This window comes from Rhizobium sp. L9, assembly GCF_002531885.1.
GTDB lineage: Bacteria > Pseudomonadota > Alphaproteobacteria > Rhizobiales > Rhizobiaceae > Rhizobium.
On record NZ_NWSZ01000032.1, the window covers coordinates 40,866 to 58,991 of the forward strand.

The 18,126-nt window shown below is 59.3% G+C and carries 13 protein-coding genes; 8 read left to right on the forward strand and 5 right to left on the reverse strand.

Annotated features, from left to right (window positions below):
• Positions 1-33: 33 nt before the first annotated feature.
• The 5 genes from CO660_RS27355 to CO660_RS32945 all read right to left on the reverse strand — a co-directional run bounded on the left by CO660_RS27355 (position 34) and on the right by CO660_RS32945 (position 5,631).
• Positions 34-621 carry a hypothetical protein gene (locus tag CO660_RS27355; protein WP_009991263.1) on the reverse strand — a complete coding sequence of 196 codons (588 nt, stop codon included), beginning with the start codon at positions 619-621 and terminating at the stop codon, positions 34-36.
• A 16-nt stretch (positions 622-637) separates the two neighbouring features.
• Positions 638-2,296, reverse strand: coding sequence for a cytochrome c (locus CO660_RS27360; RefSeq protein WP_016737375.1), 1,659 nt, complete (start codon positions 2,294-2,296; stop codon positions 638-640).
• Positions 2,297-2,306: 10 nt separating this feature from the next.
• Positions 2,307-5,135, reverse strand: coding sequence for a peroxidase family protein (locus CO660_RS27365; protein WP_199287286.1), 2,829 nt, complete (start codon positions 5,133-5,135; stop codon positions 2,307-2,309).
• Positions 5,110-5,316 (reverse strand): hypothetical protein, encoded by a 207-nt coding sequence (locus CO660_RS33455; protein WP_016737373.1) that lies wholly within the window; start codon positions 5,314-5,316, stop codon positions 5,110-5,112. The genes CO660_RS27365 and CO660_RS33455 overlap by 26 nt, the downstream gene beginning before the upstream one ends.
• A gap of 75 nt (positions 5,317-5,391) precedes the next feature.
• The gene (locus CO660_RS32945; protein WP_125462013.1) at positions 5,392-5,631 is read right to left on the reverse strand and encodes a hypothetical protein; all 240 of its coding nucleotides are present in this window, start codon (positions 5,629-5,631) and stop codon (positions 5,392-5,394) included.
• A gap of 452 nt (positions 5,632-6,083) precedes the next feature.
• On the opposite strand from CO660_RS32945, the gene CO660_RS27375 reads away from it, so the two are divergent.
• The 8 genes from CO660_RS27375 to CO660_RS27410 all read left to right on the forward strand — a co-directional run bounded on the left by CO660_RS27375 (position 6,084) and on the right by CO660_RS27410 (position 18,101).
• Positions 6,084-6,266, forward strand: a complete 183-nt coding sequence (locus CO660_RS27375) for a hypothetical protein (RefSeq protein WP_009991623.1) — start codon at positions 6,084-6,086, stop codon at positions 6,264-6,266.
• On the forward strand, positions 6,259-6,927 hold the full coding sequence (locus CO660_RS27380; protein ID WP_016737371.1) for a Fic family protein: 669 nt from the start codon (positions 6,259-6,261) through the stop codon (positions 6,925-6,927). Before CO660_RS27375 ends, CO660_RS27380 begins: the two co-directional genes overlap by 8 nt.
• 462 nt (positions 6,928-7,389) lie before the next feature.
• Positions 7,390-7,806: a hypothetical protein gene (locus CO660_RS27385; protein ID WP_016737370.1), complete on the forward strand. Its 417-nt coding sequence runs from the start codon at positions 7,390-7,392 to the stop codon at positions 7,804-7,806.
• Positions 7,787-9,037 (forward strand): hypothetical protein, encoded by a 1,251-nt coding sequence (locus CO660_RS27390; RefSeq protein ID WP_016737369.1) that lies wholly within the window; start codon positions 7,787-7,789, stop codon positions 9,035-9,037. Before CO660_RS27385 ends, CO660_RS27390 begins: the two co-directional genes overlap by 20 nt.
• Before the next feature lie 5 nt (positions 9,038-9,042).
• Positions 9,043-9,639 (forward strand): dCTP deaminase, encoded by a 597-nt coding sequence (gene dcd, locus CO660_RS27395; protein WP_016737368.1) that lies wholly within the window; start codon positions 9,043-9,045, stop codon positions 9,637-9,639.
• Between the two features lie 220 nt (positions 9,640-9,859).
• Entirely contained in the window at positions 9,860-12,652 is a 2,793-nt protein-coding gene (locus tag CO660_RS27400) for a S8 family serine peptidase (RefSeq protein WP_125462012.1), read from the forward strand.
• Positions 12,653-12,660: 8 nt separating this feature from the next.
• Positions 12,661-14,733 carry a trypsin-like peptidase domain-containing protein gene (locus CO660_RS27405; protein ID WP_064820001.1) on the forward strand — a complete coding sequence of 691 codons (2,073 nt, stop codon included), beginning with the start codon at positions 12,661-12,663 and terminating at the stop codon, positions 14,731-14,733.
• 158 nt (positions 14,734-14,891) lie between these two features.
• Entirely contained in the window at positions 14,892-18,101 is a 3,210-nt protein-coding gene (locus CO660_RS27410; protein ID WP_167358583.1) for an AAA family ATPase, read from the forward strand.
• The last annotated feature ends 25 nt before the right edge of the window (positions 18,102-18,126 follow it).

Sequence of the window (18,126 nt, forward strand, 5' to 3'; positions counted from 1 at the left end):
CGAATGTGGCGTCGACGACCCAGCTTGGCCGTCTCAGTATTGGACGGCGCGCTCACGTACCCACAGCCGAATGGCCAGGGATAGCGAGATCACGGCCGCAAAAATGATCCCAAGAATATGAACCGGACCACTTCGCAAAAACAGGAAGGTGGTCGCGAATATTAGAAAAGTAAGCGTGCGTACAGCGATCTGGAAGCGCGCCGCGGGCGGGGTCCGGCTCGGCGCAAACCATAGAAGCAAAACATCCAAGCCCCACAGGATAACGAGCAGGAAATTTATGCTGGCAATGGGAATGCCCATCTGCACGAAGGTGTCCTTAAGCCCGTTGAATATTACGAATATGGCCCAATAAGCGTGAACAAGAAAAAGCAGATAAGCGAAGGTCCAGAACAAGTGTACGACGTTGGCCATGCGTTGGGAGAGCGTGCGGTAGGGATAGAGCGCCAAGCTCGGGAGAAGCATGAGACTTGTCACCCAGATAGTGGCTTTCGTGCGACCGAGATCGACGTCGTCCAGCGTCGTCTCCGGCCAGAGGAGCGCAAGAACCAGCAGTACGCCAAACGTCACGAACGCCAGCGAGAACTGCGGCAGAGTTATACTGTTCGGAGGCATGGCCTTCATGGGCTCGTTCCTGACGTTAGAGCATTTTCAAATAGTCAAGCAGCGCGGCAAGATCGTCCGGATTTCGTTTCGGGTCGTCATAGGCCCATGGATAGTCATGTCCCCTGTTCGAGTTGCCGATCTGAGTCGTATCGAACGTGAAGTAATTTCGATCGTCAGCGCTTTCCGGAGAGCGAAAGCCGACGTCGGCCGGATCGTAGGTGTTATCGCCCCGATAAAAGACATCTCTACGCTTCCTGAGATTAATCAGTTCAGCCAACGTCATGACACTGCCGTTATGGAGGTAGGGGGCACGCAGGAACATCCCGTCCAGCGGCGCGTTTACGTAGCCCCTAATGGATGTCTCCTCCTCTTGTCCACGCTGGGGCCAAATATCCTCTCGCTTAAAATGGAACGGGTGCTTGTCGGGGAAGAGCGCAAACATTTTTTCGGCGAGAGGTCCATAATGACGAAACCGCACGCGTTCCGGATCGGTGTTGAGCTCACCGGCCGGCACGACTTGGCCGGTCTTCTCGCCGTTGACCCAAGCCCCGGTCGAATCCCGATCGCCGTGGCAGGCGGCGCAATATTGCCCGTAGACTTTGCGCCCCTGCAGGATACGTGCAGGATCGATCGAGGCCGCATCTTCCGGGAACATGTCGGAATAGCGCAACGGACGCAACGTCTTCGTGAAATCGCTCGCTTTGCGGATATTGTCGGCAATTTCCGGCTTAGCCATATTAGTGACCGTGGCCCCGGCTGCGAGCGCCGCCAGCGAACTGCGGGCATATATGTCGCCGATCGACCCATCGAACTGGGCGCGCGCGCGATGATCCTCCGAAAAAACCGTGGCAATCTTCGTGTAGACGGGCATATCGTTGCCAGGCCGGTCGAGCACAGTGCGAACGAGAGTGCGAAACGGTTGGGTACGTGTTGGACCCGTCGGTGTTACGTCTGCATCGCGGGATCGGTAATTTCCGATCGGTTCGTCGAAGCGCGGCAATCCTGCCTCGATCCGAGCGCGAACCTGGCGAAGCCATAGCCCAATCAACAGGCGTTGTATCGAGCCCAGCGTTTCACCCGTCTTGGCTCTATACGAATCGCAAATGCTGTCGACGGTCAGACGATAGGGCCGTTCCATGTCCGTTTCGCCATCTCTTTGCGGCTTCACCCTGGTCAAGACCGCCGCCTGAAATGCATCGATCCAGGCGAAGAGATTGATCGATACGCTGCCTGGTCCGTAGACGACGACGCCCTTGCTCTCCTCACTTTTGCGAATTCGCGTGGTGTGGCAAAGAGCACAACTGAAGCCGACGAACGGGACAGGCGACGGCGCCGCGGAACCGGGGCGGTAGTTGCTGGTCGCAAAGCCGAGTGGCAAACCGTTATTGGCCTCCGGGTTGTCATACGGCAAGAACCCGAATTGCTTCACCCAATCGCCGGCATCCGCACCGGCCGGCTGAAAATGCTCGGGAAACAGGTCGGGCAGTACCAAAGCGACCGGTAGCGGCATGAGTTCCGTGCCGATGGTGCCATTTTCGAACGCATCCTTTGGATCCCGGATAGTTGGATGCACCCAGTCGCCTTCGAGCCTGATGAATATCCCCGTTGCAACAAGAGTGATGAGTACAAGCAGGTTGACGCTCACCAAGAGGAAGCGAAAGAGCCGGTATAATCTGTCGCGGGAAATTGGCATGGTGTGCCCCTCAAGACAGGATAGGCCGGAAAGGGGCGAATGCACTGGCAGTGCGCGGCAATACCGGGGCGAGTTGCGGACAGTGACGCAGGATGATGCTGGTCATACCGTTGTTCTCGATCCAATCGAGCCCCAGGGGCGAGTAGATTTCCGGCCGAAAGTCGACGGTGAGAAAACGGTCGCTCTGCAACCGTCGGGAGGCCATCAGAATAAACACGCGAAAAGCCGTATCGCTGAAGCCGAAACCGTCCGGCGGAGGCTCAGAATGCAGGCCGACCATGGTGTCCACCATGTCGATATTGCCATAGAGAACCTGCATTGCCCGCACCGTTTCTGGATCCGACGACAATTCCTCCCAGTTGCTTAAACGCGGCTTGTGCAACGCCTCGCGAAAGTCATTGAAGCGAGGAATTCCGCGGTGCCTATCCCTGACGATGTCGACGACGGAAAGATCGATAATCTCCTCCACGTCGCCTGACATCCGTTTAAACTGGCGTAACGCATTGGGGTAATTATGCAACGTGATTGCACCGGGATGTGCGATTCCGAGTGAATAGATGACATTGTGGAGCCGAAGGTGCCGCATTTTGGCATCGGTTCCCGCACCTTGAATGTCGGCGAAGCCCAATGTTTCTGTTCGCGCACCGGTCTCATAGTTGAAAAACTGATAATCGTCGGGAATGAGCGGATGGAGACGGTAGACCGAAACGAATTCCTCCGTCAGCGAGTACGGGATGCCGTGATGGTCGGGCACAGTCTGCGGAATGCCTTTGAGTTCGTGCGTGTCGAGCATCCAGATGCCGAGCTGCGTGAGCCAGTCCTTAGGCGCGCCGTACCAGTTCGCCGGCAGGCCGACTTTGATCGCCCGCGTCGCCAGAATAGCTGGCGTCCACTCAATGGTGTGAATCTTTGCGATCAGAGCCGATACAATCAATCGAGCGGTGTTGTAGATCCGGTCCGGCTCCCAGTCCGGATATTCGCGCATCAATGCTTCGGCGAGCACGTTGTGTTCACGAGCAAACAGCGTGTGCATCATACTGAGGCCCAGCCACCAGCTTTCGTTGAAGCCAGTGACGTTCATGCCGTTCAATTCGGTCGGCAGATAGAGATCCTCGGTGAGCTTAAGACGACCTCCGTCTCGCAGATCCAGCGCTTTTTCCGCTGTATTGCCGTAAACCTCTGAACCGTCCCACCACGGTGTCGTCATATTTTTGAAAATGGGGTAGCCGCCGGCAGCCATGCGGAAAACCTCATTGCCAGCAATGCGCATAAAAGCCTCCGGCTGACCGCCTGTGGTGCTCTTCCAGAGCTCTCCGTTCGGCATTCGCAATGCAATGTCGGTCTCCGCATTCCCGAGACTATGGCGCTTGTGGTTGACCCAGTCATGCACCTGGAACTGAATCCAGGCCGCGGCAAGCACATTTAGCGAGCGTGCCGGAATGAAAGCCTTTCGCGTCATCAGTTGGCGACTGACTTCGATTGGGTTCGGCTGCCCGAATAGCTCTGGCTTGTAGACCGCTCGCATCGTACGGCCGAACGTCGCTCCCTCCGCACCCATCCGCGGGTTTGAGAGATCGTTGTAGGTACCGTCGAATGTCCGCTGAGTGCGGACCGCCTCGGGAATTACTGGCGGCTGCGGGGTCGCCTGCGGTGGTGCATCCGGCAATTCGGTGTCAAACAAGTTCTTTGTGCGTAGCTCTTCCCGGAGAATGGAGATGTTAAGCAGGCTCATGCGCCAACCGAACCTATACCAGGGCACGTGTGCATTAATCGCCTTAAACAGGGCCGCGACAGCCCGGGCAATCACGATGTTGCGTAGCGGCTTCCGTTCCCGGAACCGTTGGTTCAAGCGATGCGCGGAGCTGGCCGTATAGGCTGCCTTGCGGACACGGTTGAGATTGCCCAGCGGGCGAAATGTCTCGGTCGTATTCCAAGGATTGAAGCCAAGCTGGTCGACAAGCCGCTCCATCGCCCTGCCAGGCGCCGCATCGATGTCCTGCGACGGAATGGTCAGCGTTGCGACCCCGATCGGCCTCGATGCGTCTTCCGTCCACTCGACCGCACCATCCTCGATTGGAGTAAGTTTCTCATCGACATAGCGCTGCAGCAGGAAATCGAACTCGACAGGGCCTTCGCGAAGCCGCTCGGCAATCTCACGATGTAGAAAGTCAGGGTCAGTTGCCGAGGCGGGCTTTGCCGCGGTCGTCTTGGCGCTTGGACGCAGCAGGAACCGAACTGGACCTGCTTCATTGCCCCAGAGAAGAGCGCCTCGGCTCCAATAGCCCTCTGTGGCTAGGCTGTCGACGACGCGCGCTCCCCTCAGGACGTTTCTGAGCATCCTGAGGGTTTCGGAAAAGCCGACTGCGAGGACGAGGCGCGGCAAAAGCAGCAGCTTCGAGCCGGACATCGCCTTGGCGAACGCCACGAATTGATAAGCGTTGCGGGCATGAGAAACCGGAAAATTCGTTGCGAGGAAATCGTGATATTCGTTCTCGGATACTTTAACGCGTAGCGCTATCCCACGCATATCCTTCTTGAAGTCGGCCTGACGGACACCGTTGGCGTTGGAAAGCCGCACGGTCACGTCGTATTGCTTGCCACGCTCAAAAAAACCGACTTCGAGATCTTCTGGAATATTAGGCAGAATCTGAAGTTTCGCATTGTCGACACCAAGTATACATTTCGCGTGAAACGCGCGACTTATGTCGCTTGCTCGGGCGTTCGCCCTATTGGCAAGTTGCACATCCATGATATCGCGTGCCAGCTCTGCAAAAAGCAATGCTTCCGCCTCAGGGTTTCCTCCCTCGTAATTTTCACGCCAGATATGGCCCGAAGACATGCACATCCCCCTGCACAAAAAGCATTGCTAAGAAAAACAAGAATGCGCGACTGGCCATTTTCAAACGCAGGCGTAGCTCCCCACACAATACGCAGGGCTGCGCAAGCTTATCGCCAGTCAGGATACTCGAATAAATTGCGAATTTGATGATAGCACCAATAATGGGAAAATAAAGTGCCATTAGCAAAGACCTTTTTCTCCCCATGACGGCATCGCAAGGGGCACTGGTTGGCCTAATGACTTCAACCAAAGGCGATCAGAGCGTCGGCGGCTTGAATACAGCCAATCGGAAATGCCAAGCGATCATCTTGCGCAGGGTTAGAGGCGGTTGCGGCAACTTCCCGACATAGTCAGCCGAGGTTTTGCGGCACAGCTCTGCCGCCTTTGCGCTCCAATCCGGAAATCTCTCTGCTTTTTCATTTGTCCGTCGGGAAGGTGCACCGATTTCGTGATAGCTGAATGACCGCAATTGACCCGTAGTTGCCGCATCCATCATGGATGCGACCGTTGCCTTCGAATATCCGATTCGGTCAGGGGCGAGTGGCACGCCGCTTACGATGAAACCTGTGAAGCAGAGACTTCGCTGCTCGTAGCGGGAGGCAACGCGCCGGAAGTGTTGCGGCCATTGGAGCACCTCTCGATGCAATAGCCGAAACAGTTCAGAGGCCGTCAGTTGCCGGAGCCATTCCCCCGGGGCGGGGCGGTCTTAGAGCTGACCGATGCCCGCATCAGTGCGAGAAAAAATGAAGAACGAAACGCCAAGCCTCGTTGCCAATCCCGTCCCGCGCTTCTTGCTGCTCGCCAATCGTCGCGATCGGCATTATGGTGCTAGCGCAGTTGCAACACTCTTCCACAAGCTTGGCGCAATTCCATGTTTCTATCCTTGTCGAGGTTGCCTTGCAAAGGAAAACCGCTTTTATGGACGCCTAAATAAAAAGGACGCCTGCAATGAACGAACCGCTCAGAAACCTCCTCGAAGCCGCCAGAAAAGTGCAGTTGTCGAAGAGTGACATTGAAGTCCAGCGTCGCAGCTTTGCATACGGCAACACTCATTTCGAAAATGAGATGATAACCCGCGAGTTGGTCGATCGCGTCGCCGACGAGATGGCAGATCAAAAGAAACATGACTGACGCTACGCGCCGCCACAGCGTGGCAACCGAAGCTTATTTGATCATGGATGAGAAGGCGCGCGCCGAAGCCGAAGCCCGCAACGGCCTTCTCCAGTTCGACCTAGCGCGCGACATGATTGTCGATGCAATCGACAAAGGGGAAAAATGGAAGCTTCGTCCCTCGATGCTACTGTCGCTTCACCGTGAGGCATTGCAAGGCATTAGCATCTATGCCGGCAACTTCCGGCCCGCTGAAGTTTCAATTGAGGGCAGTAAGCACAAGCCTGTCGGGGCATTTCAGGTCCCTGGACTCATTGAGGATTTGTGCGATTATGTCAACGACAACTGGACCGAAAAGACAGCCGTGCATCTTGCGTCGTTCGTGATGTGGCGGCTCAACTGGATCCACCCCTTCAGTGATGGGAATGGGCGGACATCGCGCATGGTGTCCTATTTGGTTCTTTGCGTAAAGCTTCAATTGCCCCTACCCGGGGTCAAGACCATCCCGGACCAGATTGTCGATAACCGGCGCCCGTACTTCGACGCTTTGGAAGCGGCCGATGCGGCTTCAGAAGACGGTGCCTTCGATCTGACAAAGATGGAAGAACTCATTGAGGGCATGCTCGCTACCCAGTTGGCAAGCGTCCTGGAGACCGCGACGGGAAAGCATTTTCTTTCCTGATCGAGGAGGCGTGGCCGGGACGACAGACCAAGTCTTCCGAAAGGCGGCCTGACCGTGGTTGTTGTAGTGCGGCGGCGCGCAGCAGCCGCGGCCAGTGCGGGGGATCGCCCAGCTACACTTGGGACGCCGCGCACCCACGTTCTCTGTTCTTCCAGAGGCCGACCGGCTTGCGTCCTGCCAGCCGAAAGTGAAATGGGCGCGGTCGTGCTGCCTGCGGCGCCTCGGCACCCCACGTCCTCACTATTTGCCCGTCGAGGTCCGGATTTCGCCATGGAGGGAGTCGATGATTGAGCATTCGTACGCATCACCGTTCACCATAGTCCGTTTTAGACGCTTGACGAGGAGTCACCGCGGATTCATAGTTTCGCTGGTCCGTCCCGGTTCGATTTCTGTACCAAACCGTTTCGATGATATCACAGGCGGAACAGTTCGCGACCAATGCAAAGCCGAGGAAATCAATTCATGGACTTCCCATCGCTCGCCCTTGACGCCGCCATCGAGCTCGACAAGTTGGAAAAGCGGCAGCCGGCTGATCTGGCGACTATCCAGCGCTTCGGTCACTATCTTGAGGCGCCGCCGAGTGGCGGACGGCCTGTCAGTCTTTTCGCCCTGAGTGAAAACCCGGTCAACGTCGAGATCCTCAACTCAGCGATCTTTCACACCGAAGGCGCCTCACTCAGCAACTTCAACGATCTTGAACAGTGGGTCAGGGATCTCGTCGCGCAGGCAAAAGCCATCGCCGCCGGTGAAAGCACCGGCAGCGAGGAGATTGGCTCCCTCAAGCGCTTCTGCCTGTCATTGCATCAGGTTCTTCTCGAGGAACTGACACCCGCGCCCGACGACGAGTGGATGCCGGCATATGACGAACGGGTCGCTTGACATCGATTTCGTGCGGCAGAAGCTGCTGTCGGTCATTGACCAGATCAAGCATCTGCAGACATCGGAGTTTCCCTATCAGGAATCGAGAGAAGCTCTTAAATTGCTGGCCGATCTTTACGGTCGGGAACTGAACCGGCTTTCCGGGATCGGGCCAACGACTGACCATACAATACGCCAGCAGGTAACCGCGCAGGTCAATGCCTACATAGCGCGCTATTATACCGTTCTCGGCTTTATCCTGCGCTCGACTAACGTGCGCAATGCGTTCGAGATCTACGATCCGCTTCTGCGCATGAGCCAGACTATCTACGGGCCGGAAGCCAAGTTGATCGTCAGCTCGGAATGGAGCTTTTCGCCGTTTACTTATCCCGCGATTACTGACGAATTCCCCAATCTCATGTTCATAGGGCTGCCAGCGACCGAATCCGGCAACCCGTTGATCGTTCCTCTTGCCGGTCATGAACTCGGCCATTCCATCTGGCGCAAGAAGCCGCACCGCAGCCCCCACCTTTCTGCCCTTGACGCAACATTGCAGAGCCGCCTGGTTGGCGAATATCAAAACAGCTGGAGTGAATTCCAGCAGTTGTTCGACGTCCAAACCAAGCCGGCCGACCTGTTGAGCGACCTTTTCCTGCGCAGCATCTGGGCGCGCTCCTACCGGCTGGCCACGCGCCAGATTGAAGAGCTTTTCTGCGATATCATCGGGCTGCGACTGTTCGGTGAAAGCTACCTTTATTCGTTCATCTACCTGATCGCGCCGCACACAGGCGAGCGCGCCGCCTACTATCCGTCCTTGGGCTCGCGGGTCACGGCACTCGAAAGCGCAGCGAGAGCGTTCGGGATCACCGAGCCGCCGGCCTTCTCGGGCTATTTCATCGATTTGCCGAAGCGGCTACAGGCCAACGAGGCGTTTTGCCTGCGTATGGCAGATCAGGCGTCCACCGCGATGATCGAGGATCTGATCGCCGCCGTAAGTGGTCACGTCGCCCGCACCGGCCTGGCTTTGCCTTCCGACGCCGAGCGCGATCGAATTGTGAAACAATTCTGCGCCCTGTCACCGGCAGCATCGACGACTTCGATCGGCGATACGATCAACGCAGGTTGGGCGATCCGGCTCAACTGGGCGCATTGGAAGAATTTCAACTTCCGCGAGGACACTAGACTGGAAATCCTCAACGATCTGGTGTTCAAAACCATGGAAGTCATGGAATTTGAGTCCCGCACGAGGTAATCTCTATGTTGAGCAGCACTGGATTGATCGGCCGGCTCAATCTCGCTCCTGGCGCCGACGGAGGCATGCTGGCAATCGTGCCGCGCCCTGATCTTGGACGGCTGGCCGCCGTGGGCGCCGCGTCGCTCGATCTGCGTCTCGGCCGATGGTTTCGGACACTGCGGCACTCGCGCACCTCGCTGTTGCGCGTCAGTGAACCGGATGAGGATCCGGTTCCGACCAAGGAACATTTCGTTCGATTCGGCGAGGAGTTCATCCTGCACCCGCACAATTTCGTACTCGGGACGACCTTGGAGTGGATGCGCCTGCCGGCGGATCTCGCCGGCTATGTCACAGGGAAATCGTCACTCGGACGGCGCGGTCTGATTATCGAGACGGCAGCCGGAATCCAGCCGGGGTTTGCTGGCTGTCTTGCCCTCGAATTGAGTAACGTCGGAGAGGTGCCGATCGCCCTGCAGCCGGGAATGGAGATCTGCCAGATCTTCCTCCACGACGTCGGCCCGGACGCAAAGTTCGCAAAGAGCCAATTTACCGGCCGCCGGAAGCCGGTTCTCGGCAATGTCCGGTCCGACGACGTACTCAGGCGGCTCAGCAGCAAATGATACGGCACCAGGGTTAACGGGAGAAAGCGAGCCCGCCTCTATAATCTTGCTGGTCATGTGACAAGACCCGGAAGACGTGTTGAAACCGGCATGCAATCGTTGCTGTAAAGAATGTCAGCAGTATTGTTTATATTGCTGATTCATACAACCATGGCAGCGTATCCTCATTGCAAAATCGAAAAATAAGAGACATAAAGTAGTATCCTTGGGGGGCGATACGGTGATTGAACTTGATATCCTGCGTTCCGTCTGTGAAGCCTGCGACGCCGAAGATCCCGTTCTCCGGCCAGGAATTATACGCTTCGAACTGGAGTTGAAGCGGCCAGATGACGCTGGCGGGTTGGAGGCCCACATCGCCGGTTTGCTGAAAGACGGCCGCTTCGTCCTTCAGCCGCTCGATCCCTTGCTCCCGACGTTCTATGTCCTGCAATTTCCTGGCGTTGCGCGCACCATCGCACCGGACCGCCTATTCGCGATTGCCGACTACCTTGCAGGTGAACTCGAACTCGTGTCCTGCACGCCCGACATCGGCTCGACACTTTACGCCGAGCCCGATGCCCATAGGCTTGACCGGACCAATCCGGAATCAGCGGCTGTCGATGCCCTTTGCTGGTCGAAGGCGTCGGCCCCCACTGATTTCCACTGGTCGGCAAAGGCGGTGCGCGCGCCCGAAGCCTGGGCGATTTCGCCCAAAAAGGGTGCGGGCATTATCGTCGCTCAGCCCGATACCGGTGTCGCCAGTCATCCCGAACTGGATACCGAGGCGCTTCGCTTCGATCTCGCCATCGACATCGTTGGTGGAGATAAGGACCCCGCTGATCCCCTTGATCCGTCTTTTGCCAATCCCGGACATGGAACGGCCACGGCGAGTGTGGTCGTAAGCCGTGAACGTGGCCAGATGGTCGGAACGGCACCAGCAGCGAGCCTTGTGCCGATCCGTTGCACGACCGACGTCAAGATATTCGACGGGACCCCGGTGGCGGCCGCCATCCTTCACGCCGTGAAAATCAAGGCCGACATCATCACCATGAGCCTCGGGGGGATCTTCTCAAGATCGATTTCGGCTGCCATCGGCGTCGCCGTCGATCGGGGACTGATCGTGCTTGCCGCGGCAGGAAATTGTGTCAACTTCGTCGTCTATCCGGCCTCAGACGACCGTGTCATTGCTGTGGCCGGTGTCGATTCGAACGACAAACCGTGGAAGGGAACCAGCGCCGGGCCCAGTGTGACGATCGCCGCTCCAGCGGAGAATGTCTACGTGGCACGCAGGACACCGAATGATCTCGGCATCGGCACGGTTAGCGGTGGGCAGGGGACCTCCTTCGCGGTAACGACCACCGCCGGCGTGGCGGCGCTATGGCTTGCGCGGTTCGGACGCGACAAGGTTCGGGCGGAGGCCAAGCGCCGCGGCGTCAGCGTCCAGGCGCTCTTTCGCGCGGCACTGACGGCGACTGCACGGCGTCCCGCCCGCTGGAACAGCTGGCTTTACGGTGCCGGTGTTGTCGATGCCGCTGCCTTGCTGCGCTTGGCGCTGGCGAAGATCCCGGCAGCAACCGGGAATGAAATAGCACCTGAAGCCGTTCCGGATGCGCCGGAGAGCGCCGCCGTTGCGCAAGTCTTTGCCGATGCCCAGAGCACGGATGTGGTTTGGGCGCGTTACGGCGCAGAGGCAAGCTACCTTGCCGCCGACGCCTGGAGGCGCGGCGACGCCGGGCGCTCCGCGCTGCTCGAAACCCCTGCCCGGCCGCTCCCGTCACCAGGGCTTCAAGCCAAGGCGCCCACCGTCTTGAAACGAAGCCTGCGATTTGCGAATGCAGTTCCACATCTCCAAGCTCCGATTCTTGCGCCCACACCGCCTGCGCGCCACCCTCTGACAATAATTGCGCCGTTGAAGCCTGGCCAGGAAAGCACTGCAGAAAACGCGCGCGCAAGTCTTGCCGGGACGGGTCTGAGGGACTTGCAAGATCTCATCGAAGGCACGCTGACGCAGATCGAATCCCAGACGGAAAGTACCCCTGAGGCAACCGCCGCACGCCGCGATCTGTTGAACAGCACCGAAGCGGTCGTCCGCCAGCTTGCCAGCGATGGCGAGGCGGCGCTTTCCATCGAAGGCAGAATCGTGACCGAGGCGCTTGTCCGGCTGAAGGGCCGCCCAGCCTTCAAGGTGGAGGATGGCGCGATCTCCTCGAAGCATGCCGAATTCACCGATTGGAGTGCGCTTCTGACGGCGGCCAAGCAATATCTGCCCGCCCTTTGTGCGAGCGTCGGCCGCATCGACGTTGCGGGCGCACATGTCGGTACGGGATGGGTCGCCGGTCCCGGGCTCGTCGTGACCAACCGCCATGTGGCAGAGGCCATCGCGGACGTCGTCGTCAAGAGAGGTAGCGGATCGAAATGGTTCATGCGTGACGGTGTCACGATCAATTTCAGCGACAACGGAAGGGGCAACGAATTGCGTTTCAAGGTCAAAGGGGTTGCCGCTGCTGGTGATGCCCAAATTGGCAGAAGCGTCGATTTCGCTCATCTTGACATGGTGGTGCTCGACGTCGAAACGGAGAACACTACCGCGAAGCTCCCCGCGACCGTGGGGCTGACGGGCGATCCCGGCGAAGCCGCAACTTTGCAGGATATCGCGGTGGTCGGTTATCCTGCCCGTCCTGATCGGTCCGCTCTGGAGGATCCTTCCGGCAAGGAAGCTACTGAGACGATCGGAGGCCGTCTGGCGATGATCTTCGGTCTCGACTATGGCCGGAAATATTTCAGCCCGGGCACCATCGTCCAAGCGGCCGGGGGCGTGAAGGCGGACGGCAATCACTGGATATTCAGCCATGACGCGACAACGCTGGGTGGCTCGTCAGGCTCCGCAATCATTACCTTTTCAAACGATCTTCCGATCCTTGGCCTGCATTTCGCAGGCCAGGTGATGACCGCCAATTACGCTCACTCTCTGGCCGCAGTGAAACAATCGCCATTTATCGGGGCGGATGTTACCGAACGGATGGTATGGAGATAGGGCGCGCCGTGTCAGAAGGTCCTGATGAGCTCGATCCCGGCAGGCTCTCACGTCAGGTCAAGGTAACCCGCGAGACGTTCGAAAAGGCCTTCGACGCCTTTGCCGAGGTGAGCCCTGACGAACGCATCCCGTTCAAGGCCGTCGCCTTGAAACGTCAGCGGGCAGCGCCCCTTGGCCCGGGCCGCGAGCGAGATTTCGCCGATTTCGAAGCTGCGCTGCGCTATGCGAGCGATAAAGGGTTCCTGCAGGGTTTCTGTTCCGCAGGCGGTGCAACGCTGTTCAAGGCAAGCAGCGAGGATGATGGTACTGGCGGGGTGGTCATGGCGGCCGCGCTGGTTGCGGATGCGCGCGATCGCGCGAGCGTGCTCGTCACCTTCGAGGCAATCGTTAATGACCAGGAGCGCTTTCGCGATCCCGACGACGTCAATGCCGCGGTGATGCGCGCACAACGCTGCACCTGTCGCATCGTTGTGCGCGATGGTGCCCGGCGTACACGGGGAACGGGTTTCCTGATCGGGCCGCGCCTCGTGCTGACGAACTGGCACGTCGTTCGTTCGCTGTTGGAACCTATGAGCGACGAAGAGGCTGCGGCCGCAGGGCTCGCCCCGGCAGAATCATGGAAGGCTGCCGCCGGCAGCGCGGCAAGGCTCGGCGTGGAATTCGATTTCACGGCACGCGCCGCACAGGCGGGCGGTGTTATCCGCATCGGTGTAATCGAGAACTGGCTGGTCGCGGCAAGCAGTGCCGAAGGATCCGAGCGAACCGGCAGTGAAGGTGCCGGCGACTGGCCGGCAGACGGCGCGGATTTCGAGCCGTACGACGATTTCGCCGTGATTGAGATCGCCGAGCCGGCAGGACTGGAGCGGCGCTTTTATGATATCGTCTCCGAAGACCCGCCTATGCCAAGAGGCAATATGGTCCTCCTGCATCACCCGGGCGAATTTTCGATGCGCCTGTCCTACGGAAGTTTCGATCTCGGTCTACCAGCTGCAAACCTTCTCGGCGGCGTTCCCGCGAAGACATCTGCGAGGATCCTTCATAGCGCAAATTCCATCGGCGGCTCATCCGGCGCACCTTGCTTCAATTTCGACATGATGCCGGTGGCGCTGCACCAAGCGGGCGTCACCTATGGCGGCAATTCTGATATCAGCGACGATAACGGCGATCCCGTGCCAAGCGCGAACGTCAATATCGCCATACCGTTGCGCCGTATCCGTGCCAAGGCCGGACCGGCCATCATCGCCCGGATGGGTGCTCTCCAAGCACTCAAACCAGCGCTGTCAAATGGCGATCCATTGATTGGGCGCGGAGAGTTGCAGGAGGCGATTGCGGAGGCAAGCCGGGGCAAGGTCAAGATACTCATCGTTCGCGCCGATCTCGGTGTGGACGGAAAGCCGCTCCAGCGCGTCGGCAAAAGTTTCTCAAGGCGCATCCTGCGGGAATTTCTTGATCTCGCCGAACACGAAATCGTCGAGATCAGCGCCGCAAACCTAATGCAGAACGCGTACCGCACTGCAGCCGCCCTCCTTGAGGCTGTCAGCGCCGGCCGGTCATCCGCCCTGACCCCCGTTGATGACAGCAGCCTACCTGCCGATCGTCAATCGACCGAGATCAACGACGTTGTCATGCGCGTTGCTGGCGAACTAAAGGCTGAGCTCGTCAGGATCGCTGGCCAGCGAACATTGTGGCTCGTCATCGACGAACTTGAAAAACACGCGCTGCCGGACACAACTACGCGAACGCTCCTCGACCGGCTTTATGCAGACGTCTCCGTCGAACCGTCGCTTCGCCTCGTCATGCTCGGCCTGGTTGACGTCGATCTGCCGTCACTGCAAGGCATCAAGGCCAAACGCCTCGAAAAGCCGCTGACGCATCTCGACAGCAGCCGGGTAGCCTCCTGGGTAGGCAATCGAGTTGACGGGCGGTTCGGCTTGCCGGACGTGGCGTGCGAATGCCTTGCCGCCGTCGTCTCGTCGGTCGCAAGCAGCCGGGTCAGCGAGACCTTCAGCATGACGCAGGCCGTCGCCGCGGTTGTCCGCAACGACCTCGACCCCCATCTCAAGAAACGGATGGGTGTATGAACGCAACCAAACATGACACACCCGAAAACGCCGCTCTCGTCCTTCGCCGGCGGGCCGCCGTCGTCGGCACGTTCGATCCGGTGGCTTTCCTGCAGCTGCCGGTCCGCGCGGAGGACAAGGAGGCCTTCGAGGACCGTGTCCTGGCATTCTTATCGCCGATGATGGAAGAGGTCATCGAAGACAAGCGCGTGCTCTGGCGCCTGCGGCCGCAGCCACGGCGCGACACTTTGAGGGAGATGGCCGCCGAGGGGGTACTGGAACAGACCGTCAGGCAAACCAAACCGCAAGTTTCTGATCGCTTCGGCCAAGTCCTCCAGGCAATGTTGAAAAAGGGGGCGGCAGCCGGCGATCCGCGCAAAATGTCGACGGACGACCTGATGTTACAGGCCTTGGCGCTCGATTTCGTCCGTTCCTTGCCGACGGATTGGCCGGTCAGGGAACCGCCGGTAGACCCGCGCGTGATGTTGGCGCGCAAGGCCGAGCGACGCCGGCAGGACTTTGTGGCCCCCCGTAAGCTGTTTGGCCGTGCGCTCGAGGCACATGCCCTCGACCAGTATATTGAAAGCGGCCTTTTGCAGCAGCCACTGGTCGCGCTCCCCAAACCGCCAAGCGACTTCGCACGCCTTCGTCCTCTGCTCGTCACCGGCATAGGCGGCTCGGGCAAGTCGGCTCTTGTCGCCGATTTAATGCGCCGCACCCAGAAAGACGACTGGTCAGGTCCGATCTGCGTCTGGATTGATTTTGACCAGCGCAACGTTGCTCTCGGGGGCGAGCGCGAATGGCTGAACGAGGTTACTCGGCAGATCGGCTTTGCCAGGCCAGCAGCGGCCGAGCGTCTATCGGCGATCCGGAACGCGGCTCGAAACGATCTGCACAGGCTCACTCAAGAGAGCGGCGACGTGGAGCGGCTCTCCGGTACCGAGAGCTTGAACGTTGTTTCATCCATGCGCGAGGAAATGCAACGGGCCTTGGGTGACGGGATGTTTGCCGAACAAACCCTCGTTGTCCTCGTCGATACCTTCGAGGAAGTCCTGGTACGCTCCAATATGAAGGCCCCTTTTCTGGACCAGGAGCCGTTCGGCCTTGTGCTCGAATTCTTGAACTCACTCGAAGTGCTCCGGTGCCACGACGGACGTCCGCTGTTCAAGGATGTAAGGGCGGTAGTCGCTGGCCGAGCGCATCCCTTCCAGGGCGATGATGGTGATGCTGCTCGTTGGTTCGAAGCACGCCTGGAGATCGGCGAGCTCGGTCCCGAGGCCGCGGTCGAGTTCCTGAGGAGCCGTGCAGATCGCCAAATCTTCACACAGGCGCGAAGCCGGCGCCTCGTTGGCGCCATTCCGCGGTTTCCAATCGTGCTCCTGTTGCTCGCTGCGTTTTCGCGCGGGCGCACGGCTGCGGAGATCGAGGAGGCTGCCACGCTTGCCGAAGGCTCAGGGGTTCTTGGTGCCGCATCCAGTACGCGCGTGCTCTATTCCCGCTTTCTGCACCGGTTGAAAGACCATATCGTCACCGATGCTGCCGGGGAGCGGCTGATTTCCAGGGACGACCTTTCCAAACTGGCACATCCGGGACTTGCGCTCACGGTGGTCACGCCCACACTTATCCGGGAGGTCCTTGCCGGTCCGACAGCACTTGGCGCAATCGATGTGCAGAAATCTATAGACCTCTTTGAGGCCCTCTCCCGTGAAGTCTGGCTGGTCGAGCGCTCCGGCGATGACGCAATACGCCACGTTCCTGTCCTCAGGCGCATCATGCTGCCGATGCTCGACAGCGACCTGTCACCGGCGGGAAATTCCGAGATCCCCATGCGCGAGACGGTTCGCGCGGTCCATCGCGCTGCCGCCAACTGGTACCGGGCTGGCGGTGGGGCTGGCGAGCCGGACGCTGCAACTCTCGCAGCCTATCATGACGCCTTCTTGGGCGAGGTCGGTTTACTGCTCACCGATCCCAGCCTGGTGCGCCGCCTGATTGACCTTGCCGGGGAAGACGTCTTCGCGATGCCGCTTGCGGCGCGTGCAATCCTCCGCCGCGAGGACAAATCGGACATCGGGCTGTCCAACCAGGAGACCGCAGCCTTGCCTGTCGACGCGCGCAGAAAGGCTGTTGCGACTCGCCGTGCCGAACGGGCGCGCCTCGGGGTCACATCGAGGCAGGCAGAACGATATGAGCCCATAGGCGATCTGGAGATGGAGCAGCTGGCGCTTATCGATGCGGGTTCCGATGAGCATTCTTACCAAGGCTCCGGCCACGGACGGCAGCTCGACATAGTGGAAGACATTGATACGGCTCGCCGGATCGCAGCCCTGTTTTCCGAGGCCGACTTCGAAGGCGTCGTTCGCTCCGGCCGGAGCGGCGTATTGCGGATGGCGGAGGCTCCCGAGCATGAGCCGCCCCTTGACAAATTGGGCGACTTGACCAGCCACTGGCTTTGGAAATGGGCATTGTCTTGTCTGGCGACTGGCGCCGTCCAGGAAAGCGACCTTCTGTGGGCAACCGAGAGCGCATCCTTCCCTTTTCAGCCATCGTCGCGAAACCCCTTCGCGCTGGGGACCCTCTTGGCGCTTGCCGTTGCGACGGTGGCGCTCGGACGTACCCCGGCTTTCGTCGACCATGCTCCTTATCGCGACGCTATTACCGCCTATCCGGTTCTTGCCTCTGCACCAATCGCGTCCATCCTATCGCTGCGCCTCCATGCGCTGTCGAAGTATTGGAACCCGGCCTTGATGGCCTATCCGCGGAACTATTTTGACGTCCGAGCGGATATCACCCAGGTCGTGGCCATCTGGGGGATGTTGAAGCCAGACGAGCGCGAGGGGTCGACGTTGCTGCAGATCCCTGGCACCCTCTTCAGGCAAATCGACGAATTCCAGAGTGGGCCACCGGCATCGACGGACCTTAAAATCCTGGATGCCCCAGAGGCGTTCTTCCGGGTCTCCAACGAGGGCGTTCCAGCCTATCGTTCCGCACACGGCGGCATGGCCCGGGCGATGGAAACCGTGTTGCGTGGCCGGACCCCGGAGCTTTACGACCCCATCCGGGCGGCGTTGGGAGACGTTGCTGCCGACGACCCCAGCGGGTTTGGCGAAGCCCTCGATGTGATCGCCGCCGGAACGCCTTTCTGGCCATCGGACTGTCACCCGGGCCAACTGTTTTCGACGCGTCACAACCTCAGAGAAATCGACTTTTTTCTCGCGCGACTCGTTGTGTTCCTCGATCTTGCGGGACTGACGCAAGACCTGTTCGCTGCACTCTCGGCAAGCGCCCAGCGCGGACGACGGTTCGTCGCCGTTGCCGGGCTCTTGCATCGCTATGACAGCCTGCTGCGGCTGCCCCGCTTTGACGAGATGGTGGCCGCTGGTGGAGCCTAAAATGCCGACCAGAGCAGGAAGCCGT